The following is a 16921-nucleotide window of genomic DNA, read 5'->3' on the forward strand; positions in this document are numbered from 1 at the left end:
TGTCGCTGAGTGCGGGGTGCGCATCCGCACATCCCCGATATCCGCGCTGATCCCCTGCGAGGAGATGTCTCGGATAAGATTTTATAAGGGCTAGGACTGGGCGATAAGCGAGGTCAGAAAGATGGCTGTCAGAGTTGTTATATCAGATCCAAAGACAGGAAAGGCATATCAGGTTGAGCTGAAGGACGCGAGCAGGCTCATCGGAAAGAAGATCGGCGATGCTGTCGAGGGCGATCTCCTGGGGCTGCCGGGATACGCTGTGATGATAACGGGAGGCAGCGACCGCGACGGGTTCCCGATGCGGAGCGATCTGCCTGGGATGCAGCGGAAGAGGCTGCTCCTCGCGGGCGGCGTCGGGTACAGGCCGCGCGTGAAGGGCCAGAAGAGGAGAAAGAGCGTCTGCGGGCGCGAGATCTCGCCGAACATAAGCCAGATCAACGTCAAGATAACAGAGTACGGCGCGAAGCCGATCGAGGAGCTGCTCAAACCGTAAGGAGCGATCTCAGCTTTTCAAGCGGCGCGGGCAGGCGGCCGCGCTGGATGTCCTTCATCGTCATCGGATCCAGCAGGGAGAAGATCAGCTCAATCGACCTGTCGCTCCTCATGGCCCTGTCCACGATTCTTCTTATCATCACAGAGCCCCTGAGGGGGCCGCCCAGCTCCCTCTCGATCCTCTGCGTGTAAATCTCGAGGTTACCAGGAGCCGAGGCGACCTCTCCAGCGATCCTCCCCGCGACCATCGCAAGGGGCACACCTCCGCCGCTCGTCGCCATCACATGGCCCGCGGCATCCCCTGCGAGCAGGAACTTCCCGCTCTGTATCATATCAGGCATCCCGCCAGCTGGCACGATCCCCCTCATAACTGCGACGGTCTCGCCGTTTCTTAGAAGCTCTCCAGCATGCGGATGCTCCTCAACGAATCTCCTCAGAATCGCAGCGAGATCCATCTTCCCTTGTATGTACGACCTCCTCACCCCCACGCCCACATTCGCGACATCACCGCCGAGGGGTATGATCCATGCGTAGCCGCCTGGAGCCCACCTCTCTCCGAAGTACATCTCCGCCGCGTCCCTGTCGATATCGACACCGACCATCTCGTACTCCAGACATATACCGGGCTCGTCCCTCTGGACCGCACCTATCGCTCTGGCCACTTTTGACGAGGGGCCATCAGCGCCGATGACCACATCAGCATCGATGATGCCCTCGCGCCTCCCCTTCAGGCGTATCGACCCCCCGCATACATCAGCCTCCGTGCCGACGATGAGCTGCGCGCCGGCGCGCGCGGCCCTGTGCGCAAGATGCCTGTCGAAGCTGCGCCGGTCCACGCACCTGCCCGCAACCGGGAACTCCGCGGACCTTCCGGAGGGCGCGTATAGACGCTGGACCTTCGTCCTGTTGAGGATGCACCTCTCGGGTATCCCGACGAGCGTCTCTGGTAGAACGGCATCGGGCAGCAGATCCCTGAGCTCAGAGGCCTCAGGTATGAACCCGCCGCACTGGACAGGGCTGCCTATCTCCATTTTTTTCTCAACAAGGACAACCTCTGCGCCGAGCCTCGCCGCGGTCTCGGCAGCTGTTGATCCAGCGGGGCCGGCGCCTATCACGATGATCCTCATGCGGGCAGCGATGTGGTGTAACCCATGCTCAGAAGCGACTCCTCTATCTCCTCGACAGCGAGGTACATCTCGTCCCTGAACCTCTCCCTGTGGGAGAGCCTGGGCTCTGCCGAGAGGCGTATCTCCATGGCATCGCCCCTGTAGAGCTTCACGCACGCGAGCATGTCGTGCTGTGAGAGCCTGTACGCGATGTGGCTGCCGGTCGGCGTGTACCACTCAGGGTGCCTGGATCTCAGATCCTCGATGAGCCTGTCCCAGCTCATCTCCCCCCTGATTCGAGCCCCATCAGCCTTCAGCGGGTTCACCCTCAGCGCCAGATCGAGATGCGCCCTCTCGCCGAAGTCCCTCTCCTCTATCATTCTCATTATCAGAGGATACCTGGAGTTCTCCCTGTCAACCGTGAGCATCATCCCGCCGAAGAGCCTCTCCGCGACGTCTGAGAAGAAGGGCGCGAGCCTCCTTTCATCTGTTGGTGGTGTGATGAGGGAGACGATCACGAAGACCGATGCGCTCAGCGCGAGGCCTACAAGAACCCCGTGCTCCGTGAGGAGCGGCGAGATCGTGTCCAGCGGCTTCCCGAAAATAAACTTCTCGTACGCGATCATCACGATCTGTGTCCCGCCGCCAACGATGACCGCGGCGAGCGCGCCCCAGGCTGTGGCCCTCTTCCAGTAAAGCCCGCCGACGATCGGGAAGAAGTACGATGTCGTTCCTATAACTGTGGCTATTATCACAGCCTCCATTATGCTCTCCACGTTCAGCGCGATGAACGCGGAGGTGAAGATCATCAGAACCACAAGCACCCTGCTGATTATCAGCATCTCCCGCATCGTTGCGTCTGGCTTGACGAACCTCTGGAATATGTCCCTGACCATGCACGAGGCGCCAGATGTCGCGAAGGTGTCTGTGCAGGACATGGACGCGGCAGCGAAGCCTATCGTCAGCAGCGCGACTCCAGCAGCGGGGACGTTCTCGGAGATGAACCTGAGATAGAGCATCTCCGCCTCCATCTCCCCCTCAGGGAGCGGGTAGATCGCGCGCAGTGCTATCGCTGTTATGAAGCATGCGGCGTAAACGATCGCGAGAAGCAGAGATCCCAGCAGGAGCCCCATCCTCGCACTCCTCTCATCACGCGCTGCCCAGACCCTCTGCCATGGATCCTGCTCCGCGATCCATCCCGGCAGCAGTGCGAGCTGGAAGACGAGAGCGCCGAGCACGCCCCCCATCAGGAACGGGTCCCACCAGTCTCCGCCGAGGGCTGCGCTCTCAGCGAGCAGCGACGTGCCTTGATCGGAGGATACCTTAACCGAGAGGAGCGCCACCACAACCGCGAGCCCTGCGAGGAAGATATACTGAACCCGGTCGGTCCACACAACAGCTCTGAACCCGCCGAGGCTGACGTATAGCGCCACAGCGACCGCCATGATCAGAACCGCGTACAGCGGCTCGACTCCGAAGAATGTCCCGAGGACGAGCTTGAACCCTATGAAATCAACGACCGAGAATAGGATCATCATTATCGTTACAGCTACCGCGACAGGAGCTCTGACCTTTGGATCGTATCTTATCTCCAGAAGCTCAGGCTGGGTCATCGCGGGTATGCGCTTGACCCTTCCTGCGATCAGTGCGATGATCGCGAGCGCAGCTATGTTCGGGAATACCCAGACCCAGATCGAGCTGACGCCTATGAGCATGAAGAGACCTGTGGAGAGCAAAAGAGCGCTGGCTGTGAGCCACGAGGCTGCTGCCGAGAACCCAAGGGAGGACGCCCCAAGCTCCCGGCTCGCGAGCCAGAACTCCGTCACCGATCCCTGCCGCTTTGATGATATGAAGCCTATGCCGATCAGCAGAGAAATATATACGCCCAGGATGAGGAGGAATATGTGATACGGATCCAAGCGATACCACCGCTGGGCCACTAAAACTTATCCTGTATATATACACTCGGACATCCTGAGTTTTGTTGGGGACAAGCGATTTTTACTGCGCATGAGGTTATGCTGTGCACGATTCGTTCACGCGCGAAATTCGCGAAAGCCGCTTATACTAAGCGGGCAGAGCCGGTTCCGGGATCGTGATGAGGAGCGATATCACCAAGTCAGGGCCTGAGAGGGCACCACATCGAGCCCTTCTCAAGGCGATGGGCATCACGGACGACGAGATCAAGAGACCTTTCATAGGCGTGGCGAACTCCGCGAACGAGTTCATACCCGGGCACATACATCTGGACAGGATCGCGGAGGCTGTCAAGGCAGGCATAAGAATCGCAGGAGGCGTGCCATTCGAGTTCCAGACGATCGGCGTCTGCGATGGAATCGCGATGGGTCACGGGGGAATGAGATACTCCCTGCCGTCCAGGGAGCTCATCGAGGACTCGATAGAGATCATGGCGCAGGCGCACCAGCTCGATGGTCTTGTTCTGATACCGACATGCGACAAGATCGTACCCGGGCATCTCATGGCAGCCGGGCGTCTCGATCTGCCGACGATAGTTGTTACCGGCGGGCCGATGCTTCCGGGATTCGCATGCGATAGAGAGCTCGATCTGATCAACGTCTTCGAGGAGTGGCAGAAGGGCGGCGAGGGAATCCCCATCCTGGAGGATTTCGCATGCCCTGGCGCCGGATCTTGCGCGGGTCTATTCACAGCTAACTCGATGGCGTGCATGACCGAGGCGCTGGGCCTGAGCCTCCCGGAATGCGCGACAGCACACGCTGTTGATGCTAAGAAGATGCGCATCGCCAAGCTCTCCGGCATGAAGATAGTGGAGCTTGTGAAGAAAGGCCTCACGGCGAGAAAGATCGTCTCGCGGGAGTCCTTCGAGAACGCTGTCAGGGTCGACATGGCGATCGGGGGGTCCACGAACACAGCATTACACCTGCCGGCAATCGCAGCCGAATTCGATATCGATCTGGAGCTGGATGTCTTCGACAGGCTGAGCAGGGAGACGCCGCATCTCGTCAATCTGCGGCCCGGAGGACCGCACCACATGCTGGACCTCGATCGCGCAGGCGGCATACCTGCTGTGATGCAGCGCCTCTCGCCTAAACTGGATCTGAGTGTGCTCACCGTCACAGGAAAGACGCTCGGCGCGGTTCTCGCTGAGTACAGACCTGTCAACCCCAAGGCGAACGCGGAGGTCATAGCAACCCTGGAAAATCCTGTGCATCCCGAGGGCGGGATCGCGATACTCAAGGGTAGCCTGGCACCTGAGGGGTCTGTTGTAAAGCAGACCGCGGTCTCGAAGAAGATGCTCGTGCACAAGGGCCCTGCAGTCGTCTACAACTCCGAGGAGGAGTCGATGAAGGGGATACTGAGCGGAGAGGTCAGGGCAGGAGATGTAGTCATAATAAGATACGAGGGGCCGAAGGGTGGTCCCGGAATGAGGGAGACGCTTGCGCCGACGTCAGCGATCGCAGGCGCGGGCCTCAGCGAGTCTGTGGCGCTCATCACAGATGGCAGGTTCAGCGGGGGCACACGCGGACCGTGCATAGGTCATGTCTCTCCGGAAGCTGCGGTCGGAGGCCCGATAGCGCTCGTCGAAAATGGCGATATGATCTCCATAGACATACCGAACAGGAGGCTGGACCTGCTCGTCGATGAGAGCGTGCTGGAGAAAAGGCGTGCGTCATGGAGGCCGCCTGAGCCGAAGGTGAGGGGTGGCGTTCTCGATCGATACAGAAAGTCCGTGACCTCTGCGAGCAGGGGCGGAGTTCTGAGATGAGATGCTTTGTCGCCGTAGATCTGCCTGCAGAGATCAAACGCGAGATACCCGCGATACAGCAGGCCTTCGCGATGAACGGGCTCAAGCTCGTCGAGCCGGAGCTGGTGCACATAACCCTGAAGTTCCTGGGGGAGGTGCCGGAGAGCAGGGTTGCTGAGATCGTAAATTCGCTCAATCGCGTGAGCTTCTCGCCATTCCAGGCGCGCATCAAGGGCGTCGGCGCTTTCCCGGGGAGATCCATCAGGGTCATCTGGCTCGGAGCCTCTGGCCCCTTCGAGGATCTCGCGCGTGCCGTGGACAGCGCGCTCGAGCCCTTCGGCTTCGAGCGCGACAAGAAGTTCAGCGCGCATGCGACCCTGGCCAGGGTGAAGGATCCAGCGCTGAGCCGCATTCTATCCGAAAGGATATCAGGCATCTCGGATACTGATCTCGGCGAGTTCACTGTCGACAGATTTGTTCTCAAGAAAAGCACTCTGACACCGAGGGGGCCGATCTACGAGGACATCGCAGAGTTCAGAGCTTCTCGGTGAGGTTCTGCGCAGGATAAAACCATCAGAGGAGGAGCGCAGGCAGCTCGAGAGGATCTCATCAGAGATCCTCCGCAGGGTTGAGGAGATTGCAGCGGCGAAGGGCGTGGCATGCCGCGGAATTCTCGTCGGATCTGCTGCCAGAAACACCTGGCTCTCCGGGGATCGTGATATCGATGTCTTCATCGCGGTGCCTGAGGACGGAGATCTCGGCGCGGCCCTCGAGATCGCGAGGGAGATCGCGCCTGAGCACGAGGAGAGGTACGCGGAGCATGCATATGTTCACGCTCAGATCGATGGATTTGATGTGGATCTCGTGCCATGCTACGACGTCCGCGACCCCTCCAGGATAAAATCCGCTGTCGACAGAACTCCCTTCCACTCACGTTACATCTCAGAGCGGATAAGGGGCCTCGAGGATGATGTGCTCCTCCTGAAACAGTTCATGAAGGGCGTCGGTGTTTACGGCTCTGACCTGAGAACAGGCGGGTTCTCCGGATACCTTGCTGAGCTTCTTGTAATATACTACGGATCGTTCCTCAGAGTCCTGGAGGGCGCGAGCTCCTGGCGCCCCGGAACGAGGATAGATCTTGCGCAGGGCGCGGATCTCAGGGCGCCTCTTGTGGTCATAGATCCTGTTGATCCGAATAGAAATGTGGCCGCTGCCCTGACCCTCGACAGGATGTTCCAGTTTGTCGGGGCAGCGAGATGCTTCCTGAGCTCCCCGAATATCAGCTTCTTCTTCCCGCCGGAGGCGCATGCGATGCATCCAGATGAGATCAGAGCTGAGATCGAGAGGAGGGGCACGGAGTTCGTGCTTCTCGAGATCTCCGCCCCTGACATGGTCGATGATGTTCTCTACCCACAGATGAGAAAGGCGGAGGCCGCTGTGAGGGGCCTTCTCGAAAGAGAGGGTTTTCAGGTGCTCAGGAGCGATGTGGATCTGGTTCGCGGAGAGGATGTCAGGGCGCGCCTCCTATTCGAGCTCTCGATCTGGGAGCTGCCCTCGGTGAGGATACACACCGGCCCTCCGGTGTGGGAGGCGGAGCACGCGTCCAGGTTTGTGAGGAGCAACCCCTCTCCTCTCTCAGGGCCTTACATCGATAACGGCAGGCTTGTCGTCGAGATCCCGAGGAGGTACAGAAGGGCTGTGGATCTGCTCAGCGGAGAGATCCAAAGGATATCACTCGGGAGGCACCTCTCCTATGGCAGCAGGAGAGTGCTATCAACGCGCGAGATCATAGAAATGATGGATGGGGATCTCGCGGGGTTCCTCACAGCGTATCTCAATAAAAAAACCAGGGTCTGCTGAATGGCTCAGACCAGGCTCCTCCAGTATGCTTTCTGGACGCTCTTCACCTCCTCGATCCTGCGGGCGAGCTGCGCGTCCTTCAGAGCTCTGACCTCAGGAACATCTCCCTGGAATGCCCTTAAAACAGAGACGACGGATTTTGAAAGGGACTCGAGACGGTAACCGCCCTCGAGCGATGCGACGAGCCGCCCGCCGGCGTGCCTGTCCGCTATATCCTTCACCAGTCCTGCGAGCGCGCCGAAGCCGTTCTCTGTGATGCGCATCCCACCCAGCGGGTCCATCTGGTGCGGGTCGAACCCTGCTGACACGAACACTATTTCAGGCCTGAACTCATCTGCTATAGGCAGCAGGATCTCCCTGTATACGGCCAAGTACCCGCTGTCATCTATTCCAGGTGGCAGCGGGACGTTCACCGTGAACCCCTTTCCCCTTCCATCGCCCACCTCGGTGACCCTTCCAGTGCCAGGGTAGTGGGGGTGCTGGTGTGTTGAAAAGAAGAGCACGCTGTCATCCTCGTAGAAGGCAGCCTGCGTGCCGTTGCCGTGATGCACATCCCAGTCGACTATGAGCACCCTTTTCAGCCCCAGCGACTGAGCATACCTTGCGCCTATCGCAACGTTGTTGAAAACACAGAAGCCCATGCCTCTGTGCGGGGTCGCATGGTGCCCTGGAGGCCTGACGAGCGCGAACACGGGCTCCGGTCTCTTCATGACGTGGTCCACGCCTGCGCAGACGCCGCCTGCTGCCATGAACGCGACATCGTACGAGTCCTTCGAGAGGACGGTGTCTATATCGAGACGCCCGCCCCCGCGCTCGCAGATGCTCCTCACCTGCTCGATGTAGCGGCGCGAGTGTACGGCCTCGATTTTGTCGAGGGACGCGGGCCTGGGCTCTATTCTGCCCAGATTCAATCCTTCTTCCTCAATCCTCTCCATTATGGCGATCAGGCGCTCCTTCCTCTCAGGATGCTCGTGAGTCTCGTGCATGAGGTATACGGGATGGTAAACGATGGATGTCATACAGCTGTCTTATATCTGCATGGCGTTAAAATGCTTTTGTTGTTATGCAGTCGATCAGAGCGCAGCTTTGCATCACTTGTACCAAAAACATCCAACCAGGTCGCATACATGCATTAGCCGGAATCTGTGAAATCCGGGTCGTGTGCCGGTATCATTGAGATCAATAGCATCTGGCCTCGCAGGAGCTGTGAGATACTGCGTAGCGGCCTCTGATTTCTGAACGACTGCTCGGCGACCGAATGCAACAGAAGAGTACCAGAATGAATAAAACGACACAAGATTGGTCGTCTACTCGAATAGCTGAATGATTCTGCTGTATTCGAGAGCCATGGGCAAGGGATCCAATGAGTCCGGCAGGACTGGGTGCTGCGGAGTTCAATGAATCAGGTACATGGTCCCAGTAGATTATCGGTGGAATTCAAGAGAATTCAAGATCCACAAACCATGCTGTTCGATATGCACAGCACGGTACAAGGACCAAAAAGGATATAATAGGGAAATACTCTATCACTACGCTATAATTCCCATCAAAGGGGGAATTTATGGAGGGTGATGAAGCTATAAGTCTGTGAGGCTGATGCCACAGGGTCTCTGCAGTGCATTCCCTGCATGGCGTATTCCAGACTTTGCTGGGGCAATAGTTTTAAGAATAATCAGACTGTATGTTGCAAACTAATCCGATATGGGAAGATAGGAGGTTAAAAGATGAATAAGACTGCAATAATGATTACAGCGCTGGTAGCGGTACTAGCGACAGCGATGGTAGTCGGCGCAGTCGATAAGGTGGAGATCCGAGGTGCTGTTCAGGAGGTTGTGGATGGTGCAACAGTCACCTGGAATCCCCAGAACTTCGCCGGCTTCTACTACGACATCGATGATGGCATTGGCAACGAGCAGATCACAATGACCATCACGGGCAACAAGCTCGAGGAGCCCAACGGCGTCAAGTACACGACCACAGTCCAGGAGAAAGAGTTTGAGTTCGAGGGCTGGGGCTGGTACAACTCCATAGGGTTCCTCGGTGAGGAGTACTTCGCTGGATACAGCGAGAAGAAGCCCACCTGGAACGGCGCTGAGATCGATCCGGAGCTCTACAAGCAGTCCACCGACAGGAACACCCTCGTCGATGAGCAGCTCCTGAAGGTGCTGATGGATGATGATACAGAGAGGACGTTCACATCCGGCACACCGCTCAAGCTCGCTGATGGATATGAGCTTGTCATCAAGTCGATCGATGTCGATGGCAACAAGGTCTACGTGGAGCTCATGAAGGACGGCCAGAGCGTCGACACAAAGGTCATCTCCCCGTCCAAGGCAGGCGCCACGATGAGCGACCAGACATACTACTACAAGAAGGACATCGGCGACACTGAGAAGCTCGTCATAATCGGCGTACACTTCAAGAACGCATTCCGCGGCGCTGACCAGGATATAGCCACGGTCAAGGGCATATTCCAGGTCTCCGATAAGCCGATGGATGTTTCCGTCGACACAGAGTACGACAAGATGAGAATCTCCAGGGTCGATGCCACATCGATCGAGATGGACAACAAGGACAACGCCATAACGCTGAACAAGAACAAGGACATCGCACTGATGGCCGGCATCCACATCAAGACTGCTGATCAGAAGGACATAAGCGCTGAGAACCCGCTCAGGTTCTACATATACAAGGAGATCACAGAGCCAGGGACATACGAGATACGCGGTGCTGTTCAGCAGGTTGTTGATGGCGCTCAGGTCACCTGGGATCCGAAGACCTTTGCCGGCTTCTACTACGACATCGATGACAACATCGGCAACGAGCAGATCACAATGACCATCACGGGCAACAAGCTCGAGGAGCCCAACGGTGTCAAGTACACAACCACAGTCCAGGAGAAAGAGTTTGAGTTCGAGGGCTGGGGCTGGTACAACTCCATAGGGTTCCTGGGTGAGGAGTACTTCGCCGGTTACAGCGATAAGAAGCCCACCTGGAACGGCGCTGAGATCGATCCGGAGCTCTACAAGCAGTCCACCGACAGGAACACGCTCGTCGATGAGCAGCTCCTGAAGGTGCTGATGGATGATGATACCGAGAAGACGTTCACATCCGGCACACCGCTCAAGCTCGCTGATGGCTACGAGCTCGTCATCAAGTCGATCGATGTCGACGGCAACAAGGTCTACGTGGAGCTCATGAAGGACGGCCAGAGCGTCGACACAAAGGTCATCTCCCCGTCCAAGGAAGGCGCCACGATGAGCGACCAGACATACTACTACAAGAAGAACATCGGCGACACTGAGAAGCTCGTCATAATCGGCGTCCACTTCAAGAACGCGTTCCGCGGCGCTGACCAGGATATAGCCACGGTCAAGGGCATATTCCAGGTCTCCGATCAGCCGATGGATGTCTCCGTCGACACAGAGTACGACAAGATGAGGATCTCCAGGGTCGATGCCACATCGATCGAGATGGACAACAAGGACAACGCCATAACGCTGAACAAGAACAAGGACATCGCACTGATGGCCGGCATCCACATCAAGACTGCTGATCAGGATGTAATCGACGCGGATAACCCGCTCAGGTTCTACATATACAAGGAAGCGACCATTGAGGGCGCTGCTCCCGCTCCTGTAGTCGAGGAGAAGCCCGCGGTTGAGGAGAAGCCTGTAGTCGAGGAGAAGAAGGTCGAGGAGGCCGCCCCGGTCAACGTGACCGAGGAGAAGCCTGCAGTGGAGGAGAAGCCCGCAGCTGAGGAGAAGCCTGCCGCAGAGGCAGAGGCGAAGCCTGCAGCTGAGGAGAAGGGCGCTCCCGGATTCGAGGCCGTCTTCGCAGTGACCGGACTCCTTGCGGTCGCCTACCTCGTCAGCAGGAGGAACTGAGGAGAGCTAGTCGCTCTCCAGCTCTTTTTTGCAAAATCCGATTAAGACCTGAACTTTTGAATTCTGGATTTTGTGCTCAGATTACAGATACCTTCCCCTGGATCGTATCTCCTCAACTCTGGCGAGAACAGCATCCGCGCGCTGGTAAGCTTTTCTGTAACCTCGCTTGAAAGATTCTATAAGAGCATCCGCATCATCATGCGTGCTTCTCAGAGTCTGGAAGTAGACATGGACATCGACCCCCTGCGCCTCGATGCTCTGGTCGTGGTATGCGAGGCCGAAATCGATGAAGTATATCCGGTTGTCTTTCAGGAGCATGTTAGAGGTGGTGAGGTCGCCATGCACAATGCCTGCTCTGTGAAGCCTCCCGACCAGCTCGCCGACACGCTCTGAGAGCTCCGGAGTTATGATATCCCTGAGCTTCTTGCCATCCACATACTCCATCACCAGCTCGAATCTCGAGAGATCCCTGATTATGGGCGTCGGGACACCAGCGCGCCTGGCCTCAGACATTATCCTGGCCTCCATCATGGTTCTCTCAGCGCGAAGCCTCTCATCGAGCTCCCTCAGGCGATATCTCTTCGGAAGGCGCCATTTCCTCACAGCATCACCATCACGCGTGAGTATCGCCTCAGCACCCCTGCCTATCTCCATCGTCATCACCCCACGAGCGCTCTCCAGGCCCTTACAAGCCCAACACATCCGGTTATCATCATGTCCCCCCAGGGGGCAGCCTGTATCAGCTCCAGATTCATGCCACTCACAAACTCACCTCTGCGGGGGCCCGTAACAAGAATTGCTCTCATCTCTCCAGGAACGTACTCTGTATGAGCCCCGTGGCCGCCATCCTCGAAGATCTCCCTGTTCGTGAGCTCCCCGGCGCAGAACCGCTTCAGTATCCAACGAAGCTTCTCAGGATCAAGTGCAGATGTGTGGTGCTCGAAGATCGCTGTGATCCTGTGATCGTCCACAAGAGCGCCGATCGTGTGGCCGTTCCCTATATTGAGGACGAGAGCAGGCATTCTGCACTCAGGGTCTTCAAGAGCGCCGAATACTGAAGCCGGGCCTGTATCCATGAGCATGACCTCCATACCCTGATCGCTCAGATACCTCCAGACAGCGCGCATCCTGCTCAGAACCTCCGGAGGCTCTTTGTGCGCAAAATCCTCGATCCGGCCGCCATTTTTCAGTGCATCTCTTAGGATGTCAAATCTCGTGGCTCTGTTGGACCTCTCAGGCGAGAAGCCATGATCCTGAACAGCGACCGCGATCGCCTCCGGCAGATCCACATCAAAAGATAGGAAAGCGCTTCTGAGGGCCACCAGATTCACATCGCATGTCTTGATATCGACACAGCCCTCAGGTGGGTCCGCGGTGACCACTACACCCATTGATCTGACGCGCTGGAGGTTGTCGTGTATGCTCAGAGCCGCATCCTCTGTCGCATAGACCCTGAAACCTGATGCTATATGCCTTCTCACCGCAGCGGTCAGTGGCCCGCCGCCCATCGTGTATCCGTGGAGGAACACATCCAATCCACGATCGGTCGCACTTCTGATCTTTCTGGAGATTACCACCGTCTGACTTGGCATGATCATCTTGTACAGCCCCTCAGGCGCCACATCTTCCCTGTAAAGAAGAACGTCCTGGGTGCCAGCCCCAACATCCACTGCAAGCATCATACACCCCACCGGGACACATGCATCTTAGATTAGATATTCCCATCGATCAGGATTTTTCCCTTTTTGGATAATGACATATCATTTTATTTCACAATAGGGCATTCTAATTGTACAAAACAGAAAAGATTATATGCAGCGATGGTTAACCTGAAATCATGGGCGAGTACACTCTGAGGTGTGCCGGCTGCGGAAACTTGCTGGGCGACAGCGCCACCTCGTGTTCTCTGGACAACGGTCTTCCCAGAGCGGATTACATCGAGCGAAGATTCGCTCCCAGAGAGCTTCCTGGCATCTGGTCCTTCATCGACTGGTTACCCGTAAAGAGATGGAATCCGGCCACGGGCGCGTCATCCATTACGTACAGGAGCTCCGGGCTCGCAGGCGAGCTGGATCTTAACAGGCTGTACATAAGCTTCTCAGGGTACTGGCCAGAGCGCGGGGCGATGATGAGAACATGCAGCTTCAAGGAGCTCGAGGCAGCGCCGACGATGCAGATGCTTCTCGATAATAAAACCGAAGAGATCCTTGTGGTCGCATCAGCCGGCAACACAGCGAGGGCATTCGCCGAGGTGTGCTCGATCACAGGACAGCCACTTATCCTTTTTGTGCCAGCGTCCTCACTGGATCGACTATGGACGACCGTCGAGCCAGGAAAGGTGCTGCTCGTTGGGGTGAATGGAGACTATGCTGATGCGATAAAGCTCGCCGGTGTTTTGTCCTCCAGAGTCGGCTTCAGGCCAGAGGGCGGCGCCAGGAACATAGCGAGGAGGGACGGAATGGGCACGGTGCTTCTCGATCATGTGAGGCGCTTCAATTTCCTGCCTGACCACTACTTCCAGGCGATAGGGAGCGGCACAGGTGGGATTGCTGCTTGGGAGGCATCGATGCGCATCGTTGCTGACAGTAGATTCGGAGAGCACCTCCCGCGCCTGCACCTCGCGCAGAACACCCCCTGCGCGCCTGTGTATGCGATGTGGCATGGCATCGAAGAGATGAATTTCGATGCGTATGGCTGCCCAGAGGGAATGCATGATGACGTGCTCTTCAACAGAAACCCGCCATACGCGGTCCCGGGTGGCGTCAGGGACGCGGTCACCTCCACCGGCGGGAGGATATACGGCATGGACAACAGCCGTGCGGTCAGCGCTCAGAAGCTCTTCGAGAGCTCGGAGGGCATCGACATCCTGCCGGCGGCGGCTGTTGCTGTTGCAGCGCTGGTCGATGCCGTTGAGGCCGGATTTGTGGAGAGGGATGACAGCATCCTGCTGAACATAACAGGCGGCGGCATGAGGCGCCTCGAAGAGGATCAGAGCCGCATGAGACTGAAATGCGATCTCATGGTCGGGCTGGAGGATTTTTCTGATGCACTATCATCGATAGAGGAGATGGTTTCTTCATGATAATCACGATAAAAGGCGGATTTGATAAGGACGGTTTGCCAGAGCGTGTTAGAAGCGTGGATATATCGAGCGGTGAGGTTGTAGGCATCGTCGGGCCCACAGGTTCTGGCAAGAGCTCCCTCATATCGGACCTGGAGCAGTTCGCCCAGGGCGACACGCCATCGAGGCGGCATGTCCTGATCGACGGCGCCCCGCCGGATCCGGAGATCCGACACGATCCGCGAAGAAAGCCGGTCGCTCAGCTCTCCCAGAACATGCACTTTCTGGCTGACATGAGCGTCCGCGAGTTCATATGCATGCACGCCAGGAGCCGGGGCAGGGATCCGGGGCTGCTCTCGAAGGTCCTGGAGATGGCGAACACCCTGACCGGAGAGCCGGTACACGCGGATGACAACCTGACAGAGCTGAGCGGTGGGCAGTCAAGAGCACTGATGGTGGCGGATATCGCTGTAATAAGCGACTCGCCCATTGTACTGATAGATGAGATAGAGAATGCCGGCATAAGGAAGAAGGAGGCTCTGAGGCTGCTATCGGGAGAGGGGAAGATCGTGCTTGTTGTTACCCATGATCCACTTCTCGCGCTCATGACCGAGCGCAGGATTGTGATGAAGAACGGCGGTATGGCCAAGGTCATAAACACCACAGATGAGGAGAGACGCTTCTGCGATTCTTTATTCAGAGTAGACACCTGGCTCCTCTCTCTGAGAGAGTCGATAAGGCGCGGGGAGGTGCTGAGCGCGACGGGGGCAGTGATTTGAAGATGGTGATCATCGCCGGAACGCCCGGATCTGGGAAGACCTCTGTTCTGATGCATGCCATAAAAAACCTCCAGGATATGGGCATCAGGCCTGCCGTGGTCAAGGTGGACTGCCTCTGGACAGAGGATGATGCGCGAATCAAGCGGCTGGGCGTGCCGGTGCGCGTCGGTCTCGCGCGGGATATGTGCCCGGATCACTACTCGATATACAACACTGAGGAGATGATCTCATGGGCGGGCTCGCAGGGCGCGGATGTGCTCCTGAACGAGACCGCTGGCCTCTGCCTGAGATGCGCCCCGTATCCGGACGGGGCCCTGGCAGTATGCGTGATAGATGTCACCTCCGGTCCTAACACCCCTCTCAAGATCGGCCCGCTGCTCACGACAGCGGATGTTGTGGTGGCGACAAAGGGAGATCTCGTATCGCAGGCTGAGCGGGAGGTCTTCCGGGAGAGGGTCATCGAGGTCAATCCCGGATGCAGGATCGTGGAGGCGAACGGGCTCACGGGCAAGGGGTCGAGGGAGCTAGCGGATATCATAAAGGAGTCCAGCGATATCGATGGGGAGATGCTCCTGAGGCACAACCCGCCCCTGGCAGTGTGCACGCTCTGCACGGGTGAGCTCAGAGTATCGAAGAGACACCACCGCGGCGTCCTGCGGCATCTCGATGGTTTTACAGAATATGTGGGGGAGTGAGCTTGCTGGAGAGGCTTCTTCCGGGGTACAACTGCAGGGAGTGCGGGCGCAAGAGCTGCAGGGATTTCGCGGAGCATCTCTCATCCGCTGAGGATCTTTCGCGCTGCCCGTACATGTCTCAGGAGCGCTTCAGGGATCGTTTAGAGGAGTTACGCGGGATCCTGGAGCGGGGAGTCTCCCGGGAGAGGATCGTGGGCGTCATGGATGGTCTTGAAGCGGATTTCTCGCTCGGGCCGCTCGACGGGGAGATCTCGTGCACAGAGGATATCCATCCCCTGGAGCACTGCTCCCTGAGGGCCGGAGACCTGATAAGGTACAGGCCTCTGGGATGCCCGATAACCCATTTCGCAGAGGTCCTGGAGTTCGATCACGGCGTGGCTAGGGTCCGCATTGTCGGCCCGCTCTTTGAGGGGAGGAAGGAATACATTGACTTGGGGATATGCATGGTCCTGGCCTTCGAGGGGAGGGTGGTACGTGGAAGGGTGCCCGAGGTCGGGAAAACAGTCAGATTTCTGCCAGAGCACTGCATGATGCAGAAGGTCCACTCAGGGGTTGTAGTCCACTCAGAGGGATCGAGGGTCAGAATAGAGGCGATCGATCTCAAGGTCTGGTAAAATGCGCGGCTAATGTCCGAGAAGATAGACTGGTAGGAGTTTTGGGTCTTCGGTGTCGCATTTCCATTATTTTCTCCATCTCGTAAATCAACTGGATGTGCCAAACGCTTTAAGCATTGAAATCACATTCTTTTTCAGGAGGGATTTTATGCTCAGAAGGAACCCGAGAACATCCTGGAACAGTCAGGAATCGATGCCCAGTGTTGCATCCACAGCCTATGTGGACGAATCTGCTGTTGTGATAGGGGATGTCCGCATAGGTGAGAATGTTTACGTCGGACCGTGTGCCTCGATAAGAGCGGATGAGGCGACGCCGATAGTCATAGGCGATGAGTGCAATGTACAGGACGGCGCGATATTCCACGGGCTGAAGGGGAGCTCGATAAAGCTCGGGAGAAAGGTCAGCGTCGCACACGGCGCTGTGATCCACGGCCCGCTGACGATCGGAGACGAGAGCTTCGTCGGTTTCAATGCTGTTGTGCACGCGTCCACTGTGGGAGAGAGATGCTTCATAGGCCACAGGGCTCTCGTGATGGGTGTTACGCTTAAGAGTGGAAGCTTCGTGCCCCACGGAAGCATCATCGACACCCAGGAGAAGGCGGATGCCCTCGGGCCGGTGCCAGATTCTCTCAGAGGCTTCAACGAGGAGGTCGTCGAGGTCAACTGCGAGTTCGCCAGGGGCTACAGGGCTCTGCGCTGATCA

15 protein-coding genes are annotated in these 16921 nt (G+C 57.4%); 10 read left to right on the forward strand and 5 right to left on the reverse strand.

Going from position 1 to position 16921, the window contains the following annotated elements:
* Positions 1 to 121: 121 nt before the first annotated feature.
* Positions 122 to 493, forward strand: a complete 372-nt coding sequence (locus tag QFX31_RS01005) for a 30S ribosomal protein S6e (protein WP_348530288.1) — start codon at positions 122 to 124, stop codon at positions 491 to 493.
* On the opposite strand, the gene QFX31_RS01010 is transcribed toward QFX31_RS01005, so the two are convergent.
* Both QFX31_RS01010 and QFX31_RS01015 read right to left on the reverse strand, forming a co-directional pair.
* A complete protein-coding gene (locus QFX31_RS01010) occupies positions 483 to 1619 on the reverse strand; it encodes an NAD(P)/FAD-dependent oxidoreductase (RefSeq protein ID WP_348530290.1) in 1137 nt (378 codons plus the stop codon). The two genes, QFX31_RS01005 and QFX31_RS01010, sit on opposite strands and share 11 nt — an antisense overlap.
* Complete coding sequence (locus QFX31_RS01015; RefSeq protein WP_348530291.1) at positions 1616 to 3517, reverse strand: sodium:solute symporter family protein; 1902 nt, start codon at positions 3515 to 3517, stop codon at positions 1616 to 1618. Before QFX31_RS01015 ends, QFX31_RS01010 begins: the two co-directional genes overlap by 4 nt.
* Positions 3518 to 3696: 179 nt before the next feature.
* Between QFX31_RS01015 and ilvD the strand changes: the two genes are divergently transcribed.
* From ilvD to cca, 3 genes are read left to right on the forward strand one after another with little or no spacing between them, the layout of a single operon-like run.
* Positions 3697 to 5343, forward strand: coding sequence for a dihydroxy-acid dehydratase (ilvD, locus tag QFX31_RS01020; protein ID WP_348530292.1), 1647 nt, complete (start codon positions 3697 to 3699; stop codon positions 5341 to 5343).
* Complete coding sequence (gene thpR / locus QFX31_RS01025) at positions 5340 to 5873, forward strand: RNA 2',3'-cyclic phosphodiesterase (protein ID WP_348530293.1); 534 nt, start codon at positions 5340 to 5342, stop codon at positions 5871 to 5873. The genes ilvD and thpR overlap by 4 nt, the downstream gene beginning before the upstream one ends.
* Before the next feature lie 52 nt (positions 5874 to 5925).
* A complete protein-coding gene (gene cca, locus QFX31_RS01030) occupies positions 5926 to 7182 on the forward strand; it encodes a CCA tRNA nucleotidyltransferase (protein ID WP_348530427.1) in 1257 nt (418 codons plus the stop codon).
* Positions 7183 to 7187: 5 nt separating this feature from the next.
* On the opposite strand, the gene QFX31_RS01035 is transcribed toward cca, so the two are convergent.
* Positions 7188 to 8201, reverse strand: a complete 1014-nt coding sequence (locus QFX31_RS01035) for a histone deacetylase (protein WP_348530294.1) — start codon at positions 8199 to 8201, stop codon at positions 7188 to 7190.
* A gap of 705 nt (positions 8202 to 8906) precedes the next feature.
* Between QFX31_RS01035 and QFX31_RS01040 the strand changes: the two genes are divergently transcribed.
* Positions 8907 to 11069 carry an S-layer protein domain-containing protein gene (locus QFX31_RS01040; protein WP_348530295.1) on the forward strand — a complete coding sequence of 721 codons (2163 nt, stop codon included), beginning with the start codon at positions 8907 to 8909 and terminating at the stop codon, positions 11067 to 11069.
* A gap of 81 nt (positions 11070 to 11150) precedes the next feature.
* Here the strand turns inward: QFX31_RS01040 and QFX31_RS01045 are convergent, their stop codons facing one another.
* Positions 11151 to 11723: a Kae1-associated kinase Bud32 gene (locus QFX31_RS01045; RefSeq protein ID WP_348530296.1), complete on the reverse strand. Its 573-nt coding sequence runs from the start codon at positions 11721 to 11723 to the stop codon at positions 11151 to 11153.
* Positions 11724 to 11728: 5 nt separating this feature from the next.
* The gene (locus QFX31_RS01050; protein ID WP_348530297.1) at positions 11729 to 12751 is read right to left on the reverse strand and encodes a DUF1786 domain-containing protein; all 1023 of its coding nucleotides are present in this window, start codon (positions 12749 to 12751) and stop codon (positions 11729 to 11731) included.
* A gap of 155 nt (positions 12752 to 12906) precedes the next feature.
* On the opposite strand from QFX31_RS01050, the gene QFX31_RS01055 reads away from it, so the two are divergent.
* The 5 genes from QFX31_RS01055 to QFX31_RS01075 all read left to right on the forward strand — a co-directional run bounded on the left by QFX31_RS01055 (position 12907) and on the right by QFX31_RS01075 (position 16918).
* Complete coding sequence (locus tag QFX31_RS01055) at positions 12907 to 14151, forward strand: cysteate synthase (RefSeq protein ID WP_348530298.1); 1245 nt, start codon at positions 12907 to 12909, stop codon at positions 14149 to 14151.
* Positions 14148 to 14909 (forward strand): ATP-binding cassette domain-containing protein, encoded by a 762-nt coding sequence (locus tag QFX31_RS01060; protein WP_348530299.1) that lies wholly within the window; start codon positions 14148 to 14150, stop codon positions 14907 to 14909. The genes QFX31_RS01055 and QFX31_RS01060 overlap by 4 nt, the downstream gene beginning before the upstream one ends.
* The gene (locus QFX31_RS01065; protein WP_348530300.1) at positions 14906 to 15604 is read left to right on the forward strand and encodes a GTP-binding protein; all 699 of its coding nucleotides are present in this window, start codon (positions 14906 to 14908) and stop codon (positions 15602 to 15604) included. The genes QFX31_RS01060 and QFX31_RS01065 overlap by 4 nt, the downstream gene beginning before the upstream one ends.
* Before the next feature lie 2 nt (positions 15605 to 15606).
* Entirely contained in the window at positions 15607 to 16218 is a 612-nt protein-coding gene (locus QFX31_RS01070) for a (Fe-S)-binding protein (protein ID WP_348530428.1), read from the forward strand.
* A 148-nt stretch (positions 16219 to 16366) separates the two neighbouring features.
* Positions 16367 to 16918 carry a DapH/DapD/GlmU-related protein gene (locus tag QFX31_RS01075; RefSeq protein WP_348530301.1) on the forward strand — a complete coding sequence of 184 codons (552 nt, stop codon included), beginning with the start codon at positions 16367 to 16369 and terminating at the stop codon, positions 16916 to 16918.
* Positions 16919 to 16921: the final 3 nt, after the last annotated feature.

The organism is Methanothrix sp., assembly GCF_030055635.1.
Classification (GTDB): domain Archaea; phylum Halobacteriota; class Methanosarcinia; order Methanotrichales; family Methanotrichaceae; genus Methanothrix_B.